Origin of the sequence: Bradyrhizobium sp. B097 (assembly GCF_038957035.1) — a bacterium.
Classification (GTDB): Bacteria; Pseudomonadota; Alphaproteobacteria; order Rhizobiales; family Xanthobacteraceae; genus Bradyrhizobium.
In genome coordinates this window covers 4,843,713-4,858,598 of the sequence record NZ_CP152412.1, presented here as the reverse complement: position 1 = coordinate 4,858,598, position 14,886 = coordinate 4,843,713, and the positions used below count along the sequence as shown (strand labels likewise).

The window sequence follows — 14,886 nt, the reverse complement described above, 5'->3', positions numbered from 1 at the left end:
TTTGCCGGCCGTTCCCGCCGCCCGAATTCGGGCCGCTTGCCCAGGTTCAGCCGAGGCTGCACATGGACAATGCCGGCTTCTTTCGACAAGAAGGGATCAGCTTCGCCGCGTTCCACTGAGACCAAGGCCGTGTCGACCATGTATTTGTATGGAATCAAGGATTTGCGCCCGGCTCTTCAATCGAGGCGGTGGCTTGTTGATGTTGAATCCGCATCCGCAGGGACGGCCGACCGATGACCGCGCTTGACCGGCCCTCGCCCTGGTGGACGCCGTCACGCTACGCTGATCGCAGGCCATTCCTGCAGGCGCGGATCGCGATCACGCGGGCGCTCCGCGCGTGGTTCGAGGAGCAGGGCTTTGCCGAGGTCGAGACCGCCATTCTGCAGATCTCGCCTGGCAACGAGACCCATCTGCACGCCCCCCGTACCGAACTCAGGCAAGCCGATGGCTCAGCTGCGCCACGCTATCTGCGCACCTCGCCCGAGTTCGCCTGCAAGAAGCTGCTCGCGGCCGGCGAGCCCAAGATCTACGAGTTCGCGCGGGTGTTCCGCGATCGCGAGCGCGGCGACCTGCATTTGCCCGAATTCACCATGCTGGAATGGTACCGCGCCAATGCCGGTTACGACGCCATCATGGCCGACACGATCGTCGTCATCGCCCATGCTGCGCAGGCGACCGGGATCGGGCGGTTTTCCTTCCGCGGCACGATCGCCGACCCCTTTGCCGAGCCGGAGCTGCTGACGGTTGCCGCAGGTTTCGAGCGCTTCGCCGGCATCGACCTGCTGGCGACGATCTCGGGCGGCGAGGGCGACCGCGCGGCGCTGGCGTCAGCCGCGCGCGAGCGGGTGCGGATCGCCGATGACGACACCTGGTCGGACATCTTCAGCAAGGTGCTGGTCGAGCATGTCGAGCCCAACCTCGGACAGGGCCGCCTGACGGTGCTGTTCGAATACCCGTCGCCGGAGGCCGCGCTGGCGCGCACCAAGGCGGGCGAGCCACGCGTCGCCGAGCGCTTCGAGGTCTATGCCTGCGGGGTCGAGCTCGCCAACGGCTTTGGCGAGCTGACCGACGCAGCCGAGCAGCGCCATCGTTTCACCGCAGCCATGGACGAGAAGGCCCGCCGTTACGGCGAGCGCTATCCGCTCGACGACGATTTCCTTGCCGCCGTCGGCCAGATGCCCGAGGCGAGCGGCGTCGCGCTCGGCTTCGACCGGCTGGTGATGCTGGCGAGCGGCGCGCCACGAATTGACCAGGTGGTCTGGACGCCGCCTGCAGGAGAGCCATGAACAGGATCGATCCGAAACTGGCGGCAACGCTGCGCCAGCCGCGCGAGCTGGCCGATGCCGGCCTCGTGCCGGTCGCAGCCCTTGCCGAGCTCGAACAGGTGGCTGCGCGCTACGCGGTCGCGGTGACGCCGGAACTCGCGGCGCTGATCGATCCGGCCGACGCCAATGACCCGATCGCGCGGCAGTTCATCCCGAGCGCTGACGAGCTCGTGGAGCAGCCGGGCGAGAACGCCGATCCGATCGGCGACGATGCGCATTCGCCGGTCGCCGGCATCGTGCATCGCTATCCGGACCGCGTGTTGTTGAAGCTCGTCCATGTCTGCGCGGTCTATTGCCGGTTCTGTTTCCGGCGCGAAATGGTCGGGCCGGGCAAGGCCTCGGCCTTGTCCGACGATGCCTACCGCGGGGCACTGGAGTACATCCGTACCCATCAGGAAGTCTGGGAAGTCATCCTGACCGGCGGCGATCCCTTGATGCTGTCGTCGCGCAGGCTGTCCGAGATCATGGCCGATCTCGCTGCCATCGATCATGTGAGGATCATCCGCCTTCACAGCCGCGTTCCCATCGCCGATCCCGAACGCATCAATTCCGACATGGTCGCGGCGCTGCGGGTCGACGGGGCGACGACCTGGATCGCAATCCACGCCAACCATCCGCGCGAGCTGGGCGCCAATGCCCGCGCCGCGTGCGCGCGCCTTGCCGACGCCGGCATCCCGTTGGTCAGCCAGTCCGTCCTGTTGCGCGGCGTCAATGACGATGCCGCGACCCTCGCGGCGCTGATGCGCGCCTTCGTCGAGTGCCGGATCAAGCCCTATTATCTGCACCACGGCGACCTTGCACCCGGCACCGCGCATTTGCGCACCACGATCGAAGCCGGGCAGGAATTGATGCGCGCGTTGCGCGGGCGCGTCTCCGGACTGTGCCAGCCGGATTATGTGCTCGACATCCCCGGCGGCTATGGCAAGGCGCCGATCGGCCCGACCTATTTGTCGCAGCCAGCTTCCCGCGAAGGTGAGGATCCGGTGGAGCGGCGGTACCGTATCGTCGATTATTGCGGTGACGTTCATCTTTACCCGCCGCAACCGTGAGCCTGCGATGCGCGGGGCCGGGGACGGACGGCAGGAGCCGGCCGAGGGCGAGGGCAGCCGCGGCGTCGAAAATGCTGTGATGTTCGGCTTCTTTGTGGTGCTGGTCGCCGCGGGAATCTGGCTCCTTGGCACCATGGCCGATATACGGAAGGTTCAGGATTGCGCAGCGCAGGGGCGACGCAACTGTGCTACCGTCGAGGTGCCGGAACGGGCGCAATAGGGTTGAGAAGCGGAGACGCGAGATGCGGAAGACTGTTTTGTTGATGGCTCTGATGATGGTTGGAGCGCCCCAGGTTGGAACGTCCCAGGCATGGGCGCAGCAACAGGGCGGATCGTCCTCCATGCAGAAGAACGCGCCGCTGCCGGAGGCGCCGGTCGGACATCGTCAGCCACGCCGCGGCGACGTTGGCAACGAGAAGAATATCAGCGATCCGAACAGTCAGGCCAACAAGGAAGACGCGGCGCTCGACAAGAAGATCAAGAGCATCTGCCGCGGCTGCTAGGCCACGGAAGCGACCGGCGGAGCGCGATATCCGCCCCGCCGGCAACGCTCAATCCGTTCGACCGTCTCAGGCCGAACGCTCCTGCAAGCCATCACGCCGCACGCCGCGCCTGGCGTCGACGGCATCGGCCAGCTGCTTCAAGACGTCAGCCGTCGTCGCGAGGTCGATGCAGCCGTCCGTGATGCTCTGGCCGTAGGTCAGCGGCTTGCCCGGCACGACGTCCTGGCGTCCCGCGACAAGGTTGCTCTCGATCATCACGCCGATGATGCGCTGTTCGCCGCTTGCGACCTGCTGTGCGATGTCAGCGGCAACCAGCGGCTGGTTCTCCGGCTTCTTGCTGCTGTTGGCGTGGCTGGTGTCGATCATCAGCCGCGGCGCGACACCGGCGTGGCCGAGCTCGGCGGCGGCCGCATCGACGCTCGCTGCATCATAGTTCGGCACCCGGCCGCCGCGCAGGATGACGTGGCAGTCCTCGTTGCCGCTGGTCGCGGCGATCGCCGAACGACCGCCCTTGGTGACCGCCATGAAATGATGCGGGTGCGACGCCGATTTCACCGCGTCCGCTGCGATCCGCACGCCACCGTCGGTGCTGTTCTTGAAGCCGACCGGGCAGGACAGACCGGACGCCAGCTCGCGATGGATCTGGCTCTCGGTGGTGCGCGCGCCGATCGCAGCCCAGGAGACCAGATCGGCGATGTATTGCGGCGTCGTCATGTCGAGGAATTCGGTGCCGGCCGGCAGGCCGAGATTGTTCACGGCCGACAGCACGTTGCGTGCAAGCCGCAGGCCCTTGTTGATGTCGAAGCTGCCGTCGAGATCGGGATCGTTGATTAGCCCCTTCCAGCCGACGGTGGTGCGCGGCTTCTCGAAATAGACCCGCATCACGATCTCGAGGCGGTCGGCGAGCTGTTCGCGCAGGCCGGCGAGACGCTCGGCGTAATCGACGGCCGCCGCGGGATCGTGGATGGAGCAGGGGCCGACGACGACCAGCAGGCGGTCATCGGTGCCGTTGAGGATCGCGTGGATGGCGTTGCGGGCGCCCATCACGACGCGGGTCGCCGTCAGGGTGCGGGGGACCTCCCGCATCACCTCTTCGGGCGTACTGAGCTCTTTTAGTTCCTTGATGCGAAGATCGTCTGTCGTACTCAACACGGCTGGCTCCTTTGGATTTCGGGACCTGCCGGCAAACAAAAAGCCGCCAGGTCTGGCGGCTTGTTTTGGACGTTTGCTGCAATTCTTTAGATTGAGCGCGATCCTCCTGCCGCCAGCGAGCTGTCGTAGCTAAAGTACCAAAAATAGCTGGTGGCGACGGTGATCATGGCGGGCTCTATACCCGACGGATATCGGCCTGTCACCCCCCAAATCCGCGAGGGGAGCCAGTTGGCCGTCAGGTGTTGCGCGCCGCCAACGCCATACCTATGAGGGTCGCCCCGCCGAACATCAGATTGAGGCCGACCAGGAGGCCGATCGCCCATCCCGCCGACTCCGGCAGGCCCGCGATGATGAAGAAGGCGACGACGACATCCATCAGGCCGGCGATCAGGAGCCAGGACCAGCGTCCCGACAATTCGCGGCGGTGCTCCAGCGCATACATGATGGTGGCGACGCCCTCGGCGACGAAATAGGCGCCGATGACAATGGTCAGCGTCAGCACGCCCTGCATCGGGCGCGCCAGCAGCACCATGCCGGCCAGCACGGCGAGCGCGGCCGAGATCAGCGACCACCAGAAGCCCGGCATGTTGCGCGCCCAGAAGGTCACGATCAGCCCGCCGATGCCTGAGATCAGGAACATCCAGCCGAGGAAGATGGTGACGGCGAGGCTCGCGAATGTCGGCACGATCATCGCCGCGATGCCGAGGATCACGAGCAGGATGCCTTCGAACAGGAACGCCTTCCAGTGTTGCTTGACCGCGGCCTTCATCTCCGATCGCAGTCTGTCGAGATCGTTGGACAAGGTCATCGCGGCTCTCCAAATCTACAACCGAAAAGTCTGCAACCGAAAAGTCTGCAACGGTAAAGTCTGCGAGCGTGTGGCGTATCCTAGCTCTGGCCCGGCGCCGACGGAAAGCCCTCCGCGGCGGTCCGCATCCGGTTGCGGCCGAGGAAATAGACCGCGGTGGTCGCGATCAAGAGCGCCAGTCCGATCAGGATCGAAGTGAAGCCGATCGGGACCAGGATGAACGAGGCATTGCGCTCGGGATTGACGTACCAGTGATGCAGCGAGGTGAGCAGGAAGGAGACCCCGACAAAGCCGGTGCCGCCGCCGACCAGCAGCAGCGCCCACATCCGCCGCAGCTGGCTCAGCCGCTCGCGCGCGACATCAGTGCGCGGCGCATGATGCCTGCCGAGGCGGCGCACCAGACGGATTGCAAAACCGATCGAGGAGAAGCCGATCAGCACGCTGGCTGACCCGAGCAGCAGCCGCGTGGTCGAGCTGAGATCGGGGATGCGCTGGAGCGCGAGCAGCGGAAAATCGAACGCCGCGTGCAACGCGACCGGTGCGACCAGCACCAGCGCCCAGTTGGTGATGCGCGCCCAGTCGCGGTGGCCCCGGTAGGCGCCGAGCGCGCCGCCGGAGCGCGCGATCGCAAGGTAGGCGCCGGCGATGATGCCGAGCGCGCCGTGAAACGGCACCGTCAGCACGCTGCGCAACGCCGCGAGCGCGCGCCACATGTCCTTGTGCTGGACGAGATAGGCGAGGTTCTCGTAAGCCGCAAATCCGAGGCCCGCGGCCGCGCCATAGACCACCGTATCCATCGGATCGGCGAAGGCACGGCGGCGTGTCGAGATGGCGACGATGACGAGAACCTTGACGATCTCCTCCGGCGCCGCGACGCCGAACGCCGCGCGGACCGCCTGGGTCGCCCAGGGATTGTCGGGGATGGCGAGCAGCGCATTGAAGGGAATCCGCGCCAGGCCGAGCAGCGAGATGCTGGCCGCGCCGAGCACGAAGGCGAGCCACACCTGCACCGGCGGTCCGGGGCGCTCGTCGGCGGCAATCACCAGCCACAGCACCAGCAGCGCGGGCGCGATGGCGGCGGCGCCAATCACAGTCGGAAGCGACTCAAGCAACAACATGAGCCGGACGGCCCCTTTTATGGCACCAAAGCGATGCGTACCGAAGAAATGGCAGCAAGTTCAGCGGATTGCAAATCGGGCATTTGGCGGAATTGGCTCGACTGAAGCCGTTCTTGTGTCCGATATGCCACGGTAGCCGGCGAAAGCGCTGTGCGGTCCTCGATCGGCTCAAGGCAGAGGGCGACGACCGGCTGCCGGCAGTTCCTGGCGGCGAAACGCCCCCGTGGGGCGTTCAGTATCCGAACTGTGAACGGGTGACGATCTGTGGATCCTTGCCTGAATGTCGCGAGCCGCGCGGCGCTGGCGTGTCCGAGTGCGATTGGGGGGCGCATCGACAAGGTCGCTCACGGCCTGACGAGATCGCCGCCCGCAGATGGGGCGAAACTCCACGGCGCGTGGCCGTCGCGCGACGTGGCGGCGGCAAGTTTCGGCACCGCGTCCCTTTCCATGGGCTATAATGCTGCGGGCAAAGCGACTGATCCGGTAAAAGCCAAAGATGCCTTCGATTGATTCTGCTGTGATCGTTCTTGCCGTGGTCGCTCTGTTTGCGGCGTTTGTAAACGGTGCGCTGGGTTACGGGTTTTCCTCGCTCACCGTGCCGGTCGCGCTTGTCTTTTACACCAACCGCGTTCTCAATCCTGCGGTCGTCATCGTCGAAGTCTTCGTCAACCTGTATGTTCTGTGCATCAATCTGAGCGGCGTTCCGGCCGTGTGGCGGCGCGTGCTTCCTATTCTCATCGGCATGCTGCCCGGCATCGCGGTCGGCGCCTTTGCTCTGACGTCACTTCAACCCGGCTGGACCAAATTCGCCACCTATTCGATCATTCTGCCGCTTATCCTGCTGCAGGCGGCCGGTTGGCGGAAGCCGATCCAGTCGAAATGGCTCGTTGGTTTGCCCTTTGGAACGGCGCTCGGAGTCCTGTACTCGGTCACGACCATCTCGGGACCGCCGCTGGCGATCCTTTTCAACAATCAGGGCCTTGTCAAAGACGAGTTTCGGGCCGGTCTCGCACTGGTTCGGGTGACAGAGTCCGGCTTGACCGCGATCGCGTACTACAAGCTCGGTCTGTTCATCGAAGAGAGCCGGAGCATGTTGTTCGTGCTCGTTCCCTGCGTGGTCGCCGGCATACCGTTCGGTGCCTGGCTGATCCGGCGGCTGGATGCCGAGACGTTTCGCCGGATCTGCATGAGCTTTGATGCGTGGGTCGTGGGATTCGGCCTGTCGCGCGTGTTGATCGAAGTGGAGCTGATGGAAAGCCCGTGGGCCTACAGCGTCATGGCCGGGACGATCCTGATCGACGTCTGCTTGTTGTATGTGTTCTTCACCGCGCGGAGAGGGACCGCGCAGAACCCGCACGCGTTGGCTCCGCTGAGATCCGGAATCGGGGCGGCCCGACCCGACGGCGACAATGCCGCGGGGCGGCGTTCGCAAGGTGGCTAGAGCTTTTCGGTTCTCATCGGATCAGAACCGAAGCTCTAGATTCTCGTTTTTGACGCGTTTTCTTCACGCGAACCGGTGGTCCACTTCGCTTGAAAACGCTCTAACCTGCCAGCAAGCGGCGGCAGGTTTCGACGAACACCTCGGCGCCGGTGACAATATCGGCGTCGTCGGTGTTCTCGCTCCAGTGATGGCTGATGCCGCCGATCGACGGCACGAACAGCATCGCGGCCGGCATGATGGTGGCGAGGACCTGGGCGTCATGGCCGGCGCCGCTCGGCATGCGGATTGATTTGCCGCCGGCGCAGACTGCGCTCGCGGCCTCGATCGCATCCTGGAACGCAGGCGTCATCATCGCGGGCACGCCGGTGCGGATCCGCTCGACCTTCACGCCGCAGCGGCCCTGCGCGGTGGCTTCTTCTGCCAGGCGATGCAGATGCGCCTCGAGCCGTGCGATCACCTCGGGATTGTCGTCGCGGATCTGGAACAGCATCTCGGCGTGGCCGGGGATGATGCTCGGCGCGCCCGGGTCCAGCGTGATGCGGCCGGTGGTCCAGACCGTGCGGGGTCCGCACAGCGCAGGGAAGCCGTCGTCGATCGCGACGCAGAACCGCGCCAGCGCCAGGCCGGCATCCCTGCGCACCGCCATCCGCGTGGTGCCGGCATGGTTCTGCTCGCCTGTGAACGTGATGCGATATTGCCAGATACCGACGATGGAGGTGACGACGCCGATCTTGAGCCGGCTAGCTTCCAGCGTGTCGCCTTGCTCGATATGGGCTTCGAGGTAGCCGATATGGCGGCCAGGTTCGGCGGTAAGGCGCGGCCGGCCGGCGAAGCCCGCATCGCGCAACGCCTGTCGCATGGTGCGATCGCTGGAGCGGTCGCGCGCCGCATCGATGTCGGCTTCGGTCACGGCGCCGGCAAACGACCGGCTGCCGAGGAAACTGCCGAAATGTCCTTCCTCGTCGCACCATGCGGCGACCTCGACCGCGCCGTCGATGCCGGGATCGCCGTTGATGACGCGCGCGGCCTCCAGCGCATAGATCACGCCGAGCGGCCCATCGAGCCAGCCTGCATGGTTCTGGCTTTCGAGATGCGAGCCCGCGAGCAGCTTCGGTCCTGCTTTCGCGCTGGTGCCGAACACATTGCCGATGCCGTCGATCGTCGCGGTGAGGTCGGCATCGGGCAGGTGTGCCGCAAGCCAGTCCAGCGAGCGCAGATGCGGCTCCGAGAATGTCGGCTTGTGCACGCCGGTCTTGTAGGCGCCGATCGCGCGCAGCGAATTGAGATCGGCGAGCACGCGCTTGCCGTCGAAGCGACCGTTGATGCCTAGCATGGTTGGACTACTCCGGATTAGCGTCTTGGTGCCGCAATCCCGTCTTGATGCGGTCGCGGTTGGATGCGACGGAACAATCAGGGTGAACGATTTCTTAGCGGTTCTGCTCTTAGTTCGCAGAACTGATGTCGCGGTACGAATAGCGTGTGAGTGTGATCATGTCTGCATTCAGGAATTGGGCTCGCAAGGCCGCCGTGCTGTTTCTTCCGATCGCGCTCGGCGCCTGCGCGCAATACTCGCAGCAATACAGCATGACCGCTCCCTCGCCGGGAACAGGTCCGTTGGCCTGGGATGGCGCTGGGCAGGATCCCAATCAGCCGCAGCCACGACGCCATGCGCGGAATGTGTCGCCCGCGACGCCGGAGGCGCAACTGTCGGAGGCGGATGCGGACGACCGGCTGGCGCGCAAGCTCGTGATCTGCAGCACCTGCATCAAGCAGACGCCGGTGGCGGCGGCCGCGGCGCAGCCGACCAATCGCCAGGACGTCGCGAGCAATCATTAGCGCGTGCTTGAACAACGACGGGGAGTGAGTCGGTCCCACTTATCGATCCATGTCCGCTGGCCTTAGTTAGGCCACGATATCGTTCGATGCGCAGCCCTATGTCGCTCCGCAGATTCATCGTTCCCGCCGCCGTCGTCGCGCTTGCCGTCGCCATCCTGATTCATGCCGGTGGCTCGCGGGCACACGCGCATGTGCCGTCGCATTGCGGCTTCTGGACCTCGATCGAGGCCGGATTGTCCTGCAGGTGATCTGCTGTCGGGGGCCGGCCCGGCATCCGGGAAAAGCGTTGTCTCGACGCTTGCCCGTCCGGCCAATCGCCACTATACGTTCGCCCGTCGCGGCCGTTCGCCGGTAGCGGCCAGTACGGCACATCTCACGTCTAACGTATTGATTTGCCGGGAGTTTTGCTCCCTTCGTCTATCGGTTAGGACGCCACCCTTTCACGGTGGAGAGAGCGGTTCGATTCCGCTAGGGAGCGCCATCGCGCAAATCCACGAAAAATCAGATAGTGATTTCAGGCTGTTAGCGGGGCGGCGTTCTTCGTGTTGGACGTATTGTTGGACGCGTGAAAAAGGCTGTCCGTTCTCGTCTCGTTCAGGCCTGGGTGGCGACCTGAGGACTGGTGCGCTCGGGTGCCTGCCGTGCCAAGTGATGGCGAGCGGGACCATCCGCTTGCGATCGCGATTGGCGCCGCTCGGAGCCGTCAGAATTTGCCAGATCAATTTCGCCTGGAAATGATCCACACGACGATTGGCCAGCTCGGCTCATTTCGTAGTGCCAATTGGTAAATTGGATTGGACGGGTCGTCCGGGATGGGTTTCATCCGGAGCGGGGATGCCATCAACCCGATAACTTCGCGGTTGCCCCACCCTCCACAAAGAATCGACTCGGCGTTTGCGTTTCCGGATATCAGCTGTAGCGATTCCGGAGTGAAACGCCAAAAGTCCTTCGGCGCGGCGTGAATGCCATTGACGAAACATGTGGTGTGACAGACGTAGCCGCCCGGCTTCACAACTCTGATTGATTCAGAGAATGCCTTTTGTGGATCGCCCTCGACATGTTCGAGAACCTGGTCCGAGATACAGAAGTCAAAAGTGCCGCTCTCGAATGGCAAATCTATGAAGTTGGCATCGGGATAGCTGACCTCTGTGTATTTGGTCTTGGTCAACCCCAGCTCAACACCGAGCCCTTTTGATCCGGATATCGACAGGCAAGTTTTTTCGTTTCCGTCATGTTCGGATAGAGCGCGATGGAGCGCTTTGTACATCGCGAGCCGCGTGATCCACCACGTCTTTGGACCAGGCGCATCGAGAGCGTGTTCGTAAAGCTGTCGGATGGTGGTTGGCGAAAGACCGTCCATTGTTTTTCCTCTGCAGTTGGCGCTCTACCGTCTTAAAAAAAAGCAGATTGAGGCCCAGCAAATGGAAAAGAGATGCGCAGCAGTCGCCCACTCCCGTTGATCAAAGCGAAAGCATACCCACCGCGGCCACCCCGAACAAGTGCGTGGTTTAGCGACCTGACATGCGCTGCGGCCCAAGCCGCGCCGGACTCTCCACCAAAACAAACGATCAGCTGATGTCTGCCTTGCTCGGGTGCGCAGCGATGCGCCCATGATTCAGCCCTCAAGCGCGCGATGCGAGCCTCGCATCAGGGACGCTGGACCGTCTGCACTGGCGGGATGTCGTCACCTGCGGCCACGAATTCCAGTGGTGCGATGCCGGCCATAGACCGTGGAGTGCGATCGCGTTGTTCCTGATTGCACTCGCGTCTGGCCGCAATGGCGACGCTTGCAACAAAATCATGTGACAACTTGACGCTGCAGGTTCCAGATCTGCTCGCCTTCTAGGATATCGCAATCATTCAGCGAGAGCCGTTCGGACGCTTGGCGGGCAGTCTCCGGAGGATGTGCACATCTCCCGGATCGCTGCAATCCGCCGCGATTTCGCAACCCTTTGGTAAGCCCGCGGCGATACGGCTGAGCCGGGGATGATGTGATGGCTTTGGGATCGAAGAAGCGCGAAACGCGCAAATCGCTGCGCCAATCCGGCTGGATCACGCTCGACGGCGGATTCGCCGTGCGGCCGTGCGTGGTCGAGGACATGTCCTCGTCGGGCGCAAAAATCACCGTGCAGGACAACAACACGCTGCCGGCCAAGCTGCGGCTGGCGTTTTCACGCGACGCCCGCACCGGGCGCGCCTGCGAAGTGGTCTGGCGCGAGGGCAAGACGTTCGGCGTCAGATTCGTGCGCTAGCCTGATCCGGCCGCGCGCGATAAAAGGCCGGATGCGCAAGACCTGCTTCGCCGTCATCGCCGTCCTGCTTCCCGCCGCTGCGTTCGCGCAAGCCGGCGACCGCCGCAATTTCCAGACGCCGCCCGACGCTGGCAGAACCCTGCCGTCGAAGTCCGCGACGCGGAGCAATTCCTGCGCGTCGTACGGGCCGGGCTTCGTCAAGGTCGAGGGCTCCGACACCTGCGTGAGGTTAGGTGGCGCCATCAGTGTCGGTGCAGGGGTGTCCAGCGGACGCTGAGCGGCTTGCCGCTCACGACATCGGCGGCGCGACGATGCGCACGAAGGCCGGCCGCTGCGCGATCTCGCCGAACCAGCGTTCGAGATGGGGCAGCTTCGGCTTCGTGACGCCCTCGACACCGAACCAGCGCCGCGCAAAGGCGCCGAGCGCGATGTCGGCGATCGTGAACTGATCGCCCTCGACGTAGCGGCGGCCTGCAAGCTGCGCCTCGACGACGCGCCACGCCGCGCCCGCGGTATCGGCGTCCTTCTGAATCTGCACCATGTCGCGCTTCTCCGGCGCCGTGCGCACCAGTCCCCAGAACAGCGGGCGCTCGACCGGCTGCAGCGTCGACAGCGTCCAGTCGAGCCAGCGGTCGACGGCCGCGCGCGCCTTTGGCGCCTGCGGATACACCGGCGAGCTCTGGCCGTAGGCCAGGCAGAGATAACGCATCACCGAATTGGATTCCCACAGCACATAGTCGCCGTCGACCAGCGTCGGGACGCGGCCATTCGGATTCATCGCGAGATAGTCCGCCTGATCGTTCTTGCCGAACTGCATGCCGGCATCGATGCGCTGATAGGGCAGGTCGAGCTCGGCCAGACACCAGAGCACCTTCTGCACATTGACCGAATTGGCCCGGCCCCAGATCGTCAGTTGCGGCTTGCTGTCCATGACGCGTTTTCTTTCCGCTGTTGCGCTTTGCGCGCGTTCTTAGCCGAACCGTCGGGGAAAAGCGCGGGGTGAATTGTACCGAGCGCAAAAAAAGAGGCTCTGCCGCGATGCGGCAGAGCCTCGTCGATAGCAGTCAAAGCGCAGTCAGTGACCGAACAGCAACCACAGCACGATGATCACCGGGATCGGCACACCCAACAGCCAAAGCAAAAGTCCTTTTCCCATCTCCTCGCCTCCTCGCATTCGTGTGAGGAGGCAACGGCAACTGCTCCGTCATGTTCCTCGCGATCGCTCCGCGCTTCGCCGATGGAGAAACACGGATTAGGAACGTGCGCGCGGGCGCTGCGTTTACCAGTGCCCGGTGTTCGGCATCGAGGCCCATGGTTCGGCCGGCGCCTTCGGATCGCCCTTCTGCAGGATCTCGATGGAGTGCAGGTCGGGCGAGCGCACGAACGCCATGTTGCCGTCGCGCGGCGGACGATTGATGGTGACGCCCATCTTCATCAGCTTCTCACAGGTCGCGTAGATGTCGTCGACCTCGTAGGCGAGATGGCCGAAATGGCGGTCCTCGCCGTATTTCTCCTCGTCCCAGTTGTAGGTCAATTCGACCAGCGGCGCGCCGCGGCTTTGCGGCAGCGACTTGAGCAGATGGAGATCTTCCTCGGCGCAGAGAAACACCAGCGTGAAGCGGCCCTTGTCATTGTCGATGCGGCGCACTTCCTTCAGCCCCAGCGCGTCCTGATAGAATTTCATCGCGACATCGAGATTGCGGACGCGCAGCATGGTGTGCAGATAGCGCATTTTCTTGTCCTCCTGGGAATTCAGAGATTTTGTTTTGGCTCGGGCGAGACGCGCCAAGAAATAGCAGCAAAACGCGGCGCGGGGCAGGGGCCTGCACGACTTTTGCGACCGCTCCGGGCGGCTGCGTTCTCAAGCTTTCGCGAGCCTTCGCATTGAGCGACCTGCGACACGCTCATGCAGCGCGCGATACGGGAAAGCCCCGCCCAGGAAAATTCTGGAACGGGGCTTTCGTGGTCGAGCCTTGGAGGCACGGCCCTCTATCTCATCGAATGCACATCACCGCCAATCAAGGACGCGCGAGGTTGGACCTGCTCTAAAAAAGCAAAACCCCGCGAGTGGACTCGCGAGGTCTGATGCCGGCGGGCCTTGGGGAGATCGTGCCGGCAACCAGCCATCTAGCGGTGCGCGCGGCGGCAGGTTCCAGCATCCCGAAAATAGAAAGCCCCGCAGGCTGGATGCGGGGCTTTCCCAGTTGACGGACTGGGGATCTCTCAGGGCGTGAGCCGTCAACTGTTGGGGGCCAAACTTAAGGTTGAATTTATAAAATGCAACAGCGCCGCGTAGACGGAATATGCTCGTCCCACAGCGCTGCGCCAAACGCTGGGCCCTGAAATCCCCAGCGCAGTTTTGTCTTGGCGCTGCGTAAAAGGTTCAAAGGAAAAGTCCGGCGAGGGGATTTGCGGCGGCCTTCAGGGCTGGCCTCGCGCTGGGCCCCGGATCACGCGCGACATGCGCCGGCGTGCGCCGCCGCGTGTGCAATGCAAACGCCATTGGCCGGTTGCGATCTCACACCTTGATGTCGAGAATGGTCTCGACGGCATCGCGGTCGGCCTTGTTCTTGGCGGCGAAGACGTCGAGCACATCCTCGCTGATGATACGCGGCTGCTGCTTCGCCGTTTGATCGACGACCAGCTGCACTCTGGCTTGTGTCACTTCGACAGGTACGGGGTAAACGAGCATGGCTCTCTCCCTCCGGCCATCGAACCCTGTCAGGGCTTTCTTAACGATTTGTAAGCGCCTGCCCCGCGCTTTCGGTTCGAATCGGCGGCCGGGCGGTATCGGCCCCGCTCGCCTGCCGCCCTGCTTGGCGCCATACTGTGGGCCATTGGGACCGGACGGCGCGATCGATGAGGAACGGGCTCTATTCGATCCATATCCATATGATGGATGGCGTGCGGGGCCGCGACAGCGGCGTCCTGATCCTGCGCGATGGTCTGCTGATCGGCGGCGGCCCGCATTTCTGGTCGATCGGGGCCTACACGGCCGGCGAGGGCACGTGGAAGGGGCATCTCAGGACCAATCAGCATTCCCCGTTTTCCGATCCGTTCGCCCGGCCGCTGTTCGCCGGCCAGGAGGTGACGAGCGGATTTTCCGGCACCTTCAGCGGTGACCAGGCCGAAGTGTTCGGGACCGTGCTGGTTGGAACCCGCAGCCTGAGCTTCCAGGCAACCCTGAAAAGGCTGGCAGACGCCTGATTGCGGCAAGGCTGTGGACGAGTGCGCAGCAAGCATCGCATTCTGTTTGGCAAATCGACCTGTCGCGGCTGTGGATTTGCTGCGGACAAACGCGGGATATCGTTGTGGATGTCGCTGCGGCCTGAGGCCTTCCAACGCCGCCTTACCGGGCCACCGCTAACCCTACCGGGTTAGGTTAAGGGCAGCATTGCGTTG

Annotated in this window: 18 protein-coding genes and 1 tRNA gene; 11 read left to right on the top strand and 8 right to left on the bottom strand. The window is 63.9% G+C overall.

What is annotated here, in order from left to right; all coding sequences use genetic code 11:
• Positions 1 to 233 precede the first annotated feature (233 nt).
• The 4 genes from epmA to AAFG07_RS22920 are packed head-to-tail and all read left to right on the top strand — an operon-like array spanning position 234 to position 2,877.
• Complete coding sequence (gene epmA, locus AAFG07_RS22935; protein WP_342722154.1) at positions 234 to 1,286, top strand: EF-P lysine aminoacylase EpmA; 1,053 nt, start codon at positions 234 to 236, stop codon at positions 1,284 to 1,286.
• Positions 1,283 to 2,374: a lysine-2,3-aminomutase-like protein gene (locus AAFG07_RS22930; RefSeq protein WP_342722153.1), complete on the top strand. Its 1,092-nt coding sequence runs from the start codon at positions 1,283 to 1,285 to the stop codon at positions 2,372 to 2,374. Before epmA ends, AAFG07_RS22930 begins: the two co-directional genes overlap by 4 nt.
• Complete coding sequence (locus tag AAFG07_RS22925; RefSeq protein ID WP_342722152.1) at positions 2,343 to 2,594, top strand: hypothetical protein; 252 nt, start codon at positions 2,343 to 2,345, stop codon at positions 2,592 to 2,594. Before AAFG07_RS22930 ends, AAFG07_RS22925 begins: the two co-directional genes overlap by 32 nt.
• A gap of 22 nt (positions 2,595 to 2,616) precedes the next feature.
• Positions 2,617 to 2,877: a hypothetical protein gene (locus tag AAFG07_RS22920; RefSeq protein ID WP_342722151.1), complete on the top strand. Its 261-nt coding sequence runs from the start codon at positions 2,617 to 2,619 to the stop codon at positions 2,875 to 2,877.
• A 66-nt stretch (positions 2,878 to 2,943) separates the two neighbouring features.
• Here AAFG07_RS22920 and AAFG07_RS22915 read toward each other — a convergent pair whose 3' ends face one another.
• The 3 genes from AAFG07_RS22915 to AAFG07_RS22905 all read right to left on the bottom strand — a co-directional run bounded on the left by AAFG07_RS22915 (position 2,944) and on the right by AAFG07_RS22905 (position 5,955).
• A complete protein-coding gene (locus AAFG07_RS22915; protein ID WP_342722150.1) occupies positions 2,944 to 4,029 on the bottom strand; it encodes a 3-deoxy-7-phosphoheptulonate synthase in 1,086 nt (361 codons plus the stop codon).
• Between the two features lie 235 nt (positions 4,030 to 4,264).
• Entirely contained in the window at positions 4,265 to 4,837 is a 573-nt protein-coding gene (locus AAFG07_RS22910; RefSeq protein ID WP_342722149.1) for an HdeD family acid-resistance protein, read from the bottom strand.
• 80 nt (positions 4,838 to 4,917) lie between these two features.
• On the bottom strand, positions 4,918 to 5,955 hold the full coding sequence (locus AAFG07_RS22905; protein WP_342722148.1) for a PrsW family glutamic-type intramembrane protease: 1,038 nt from the start codon (positions 5,953 to 5,955) through the stop codon (positions 4,918 to 4,920).
• A 496-nt stretch (positions 5,956 to 6,451) separates the two neighbouring features.
• Between AAFG07_RS22905 and AAFG07_RS22900 the strand changes: the two genes are divergently transcribed.
• Positions 6,452 to 7,396: a sulfite exporter TauE/SafE family protein gene (locus tag AAFG07_RS22900; RefSeq protein WP_342722147.1), complete on the top strand. Its 945-nt coding sequence runs from the start codon at positions 6,452 to 6,454 to the stop codon at positions 7,394 to 7,396.
• A 100-nt stretch (positions 7,397 to 7,496) separates the two neighbouring features.
• Here the strand turns inward: AAFG07_RS22900 and AAFG07_RS22895 are convergent, their stop codons facing one another.
• Entirely contained in the window at positions 7,497 to 8,729 is a 1,233-nt protein-coding gene (locus AAFG07_RS22895; protein WP_342722146.1) for a Zn-dependent hydrolase, read from the bottom strand.
• Between the two features lie 158 nt (positions 8,730 to 8,887).
• On the opposite strand from AAFG07_RS22895, the gene AAFG07_RS22890 reads away from it, so the two are divergent.
• The 3 genes from AAFG07_RS22890 to AAFG07_RS22880 all read left to right on the top strand — a co-directional run bounded on the left by AAFG07_RS22890 (position 8,888) and on the right by AAFG07_RS22880 (position 9,713).
• Complete coding sequence (locus AAFG07_RS22890; protein WP_342722144.1) at positions 8,888 to 9,232, top strand: hypothetical protein; 345 nt, start codon at positions 8,888 to 8,890, stop codon at positions 9,230 to 9,232.
• A gap of 98 nt (positions 9,233 to 9,330) precedes the next feature.
• The gene (locus AAFG07_RS22885) at positions 9,331 to 9,480 is read left to right on the top strand and encodes a hypothetical protein (RefSeq protein ID WP_342722143.1); all 150 of its coding nucleotides are present in this window, start codon (positions 9,331 to 9,333) and stop codon (positions 9,478 to 9,480) included.
• Between the two features lie 158 nt (positions 9,481 to 9,638).
• A tRNA-Glu gene (locus AAFG07_RS22880) sits at positions 9,639 to 9,713 on the top strand.
• Positions 9,714 to 9,950: 237 nt separating this feature from the next.
• Here AAFG07_RS22880 and AAFG07_RS22875 read toward each other — a convergent pair.
• Positions 9,951 to 10,592: a class I SAM-dependent methyltransferase gene (locus AAFG07_RS22875; RefSeq protein WP_342722142.1), complete on the bottom strand. Its 642-nt coding sequence runs from the start codon at positions 10,590 to 10,592 to the stop codon at positions 9,951 to 9,953.
• Positions 10,593 to 11,226: 634 nt separating this feature from the next.
• Between AAFG07_RS22875 and AAFG07_RS22870 the strand changes: the two genes are divergently transcribed.
• The gene (locus AAFG07_RS22870; protein ID WP_342722141.1) at positions 11,227 to 11,484 is read left to right on the top strand and encodes a PilZ domain-containing protein; all 258 of its coding nucleotides are present in this window, start codon (positions 11,227 to 11,229) and stop codon (positions 11,482 to 11,484) included.
• A 31-nt stretch (positions 11,485 to 11,515) separates the two neighbouring features.
• Positions 11,516 to 11,761, top strand: coding sequence for a hypothetical protein (locus tag AAFG07_RS22865; protein WP_212317342.1), 246 nt, complete (start codon positions 11,516 to 11,518; stop codon positions 11,759 to 11,761).
• 12 nt (positions 11,762 to 11,773) lie between these two features.
• On the opposite strand, the gene AAFG07_RS22860 is transcribed toward AAFG07_RS22865, so the two are convergent.
• From AAFG07_RS22860 to AAFG07_RS22850, 3 genes are all read right to left on the bottom strand, one after another.
• The gene (locus tag AAFG07_RS22860) at positions 11,774 to 12,415 is read right to left on the bottom strand and encodes a glutathione S-transferase family protein (RefSeq protein ID WP_342722140.1); all 642 of its coding nucleotides are present in this window, start codon (positions 12,413 to 12,415) and stop codon (positions 11,774 to 11,776) included.
• Between the two features lie 348 nt (positions 12,416 to 12,763).
• The gene (locus AAFG07_RS22855) at positions 12,764 to 13,216 is read right to left on the bottom strand and encodes a VOC family protein (protein WP_097672220.1); all 453 of its coding nucleotides are present in this window, start codon (positions 13,214 to 13,216) and stop codon (positions 12,764 to 12,766) included.
• Positions 13,217 to 14,002: 786 nt separating this feature from the next.
• On the bottom strand, positions 14,003 to 14,176 hold the full coding sequence (locus AAFG07_RS22850; protein WP_342722138.1) for a hypothetical protein: 174 nt from the start codon (positions 14,174 to 14,176) through the stop codon (positions 14,003 to 14,005).
• Between the two features lie 167 nt (positions 14,177 to 14,343).
• Between AAFG07_RS22850 and AAFG07_RS22845 the strand changes: the two genes are divergently transcribed.
• The gene (locus AAFG07_RS22845) at positions 14,344 to 14,691 is read left to right on the top strand and encodes a GrlR family regulatory protein (protein ID WP_342722137.1); all 348 of its coding nucleotides are present in this window, start codon (positions 14,344 to 14,346) and stop codon (positions 14,689 to 14,691) included.
• Positions 14,692 to 14,886 lie beyond the last annotated feature (195 nt).

Coding starts and splice junctions, on each gene's coding strand:
- AAFG07_RS22895 (WP_342722146.1), bottom strand. CDS start 8,729: ATGCTAGGCATCAACGGTCGCTTCGACGGCAAGCGCGTGCTCGCCGAT.
- AAFG07_RS22860 (WP_342722140.1), bottom strand. CDS start 12,415: ATGGACAGCAAGCCGCAACTGACGATCTGGGGCCGGGCCAATTCGGTC.
- AAFG07_RS22870 (WP_342722141.1), top strand. CDS start 11,227: ATGGCTTTGGGATCGAAGAAGCGCGAAACGCGCAAATCGCTGCGCCAA.
- AAFG07_RS22850 (WP_342722138.1), bottom strand. CDS start 14,176: ATGCTCGTTTACCCCGTACCTGTCGAAGTGACACAAGCCAGAGTGCAG.
- AAFG07_RS22900 (WP_342722147.1), top strand. CDS start 6,452: ATGCCTTCGATTGATTCTGCTGTGATCGTTCTTGCCGTGGTCGCTCTG.
- AAFG07_RS22885 (WP_342722143.1), top strand. CDS start 9,331: ATGTCGCTCCGCAGATTCATCGTTCCCGCCGCCGTCGTCGCGCTTGCC.
- AAFG07_RS22845 (WP_342722137.1), top strand. CDS start 14,344: ATGAGGAACGGGCTCTATTCGATCCATATCCATATGATGGATGGCGTG.
- epmA (WP_342722154.1), top strand. CDS start 234: ATGACCGCGCTTGACCGGCCCTCGCCCTGGTGGACGCCGTCACGCTAC.
- AAFG07_RS22910 (WP_342722149.1), bottom strand. CDS start 4,837: ATGACCTTGTCCAACGATCTCGACAGACTGCGATCGGAGATGAAGGCC.
- AAFG07_RS22905 (WP_342722148.1), bottom strand. CDS start 5,955: ATGTTGTTGCTTGAGTCGCTTCCGACTGTGATTGGCGCCGCCGCCATC.
- AAFG07_RS22865 (WP_212317342.1), top strand. CDS start 11,516: ATGCGCAAGACCTGCTTCGCCGTCATCGCCGTCCTGCTTCCCGCCGCT.
- AAFG07_RS22890 (WP_342722144.1), top strand. CDS start 8,888: ATGTCTGCATTCAGGAATTGGGCTCGCAAGGCCGCCGTGCTGTTTCTT.
- AAFG07_RS22855 (WP_097672220.1), bottom strand. CDS start 13,216: ATGCGCTATCTGCACACCATGCTGCGCGTCCGCAATCTCGATGTCGCG.
- AAFG07_RS22875 (WP_342722142.1), bottom strand. CDS start 10,592: ATGGACGGTCTTTCGCCAACCACCATCCGACAGCTTTACGAACACGCT.
- AAFG07_RS22930 (WP_342722153.1), top strand. CDS start 1,283: ATGAACAGGATCGATCCGAAACTGGCGGCAACGCTGCGCCAGCCGCGC.
- AAFG07_RS22920 (WP_342722151.1), top strand. CDS start 2,617: ATGCGGAAGACTGTTTTGTTGATGGCTCTGATGATGGTTGGAGCGCCC.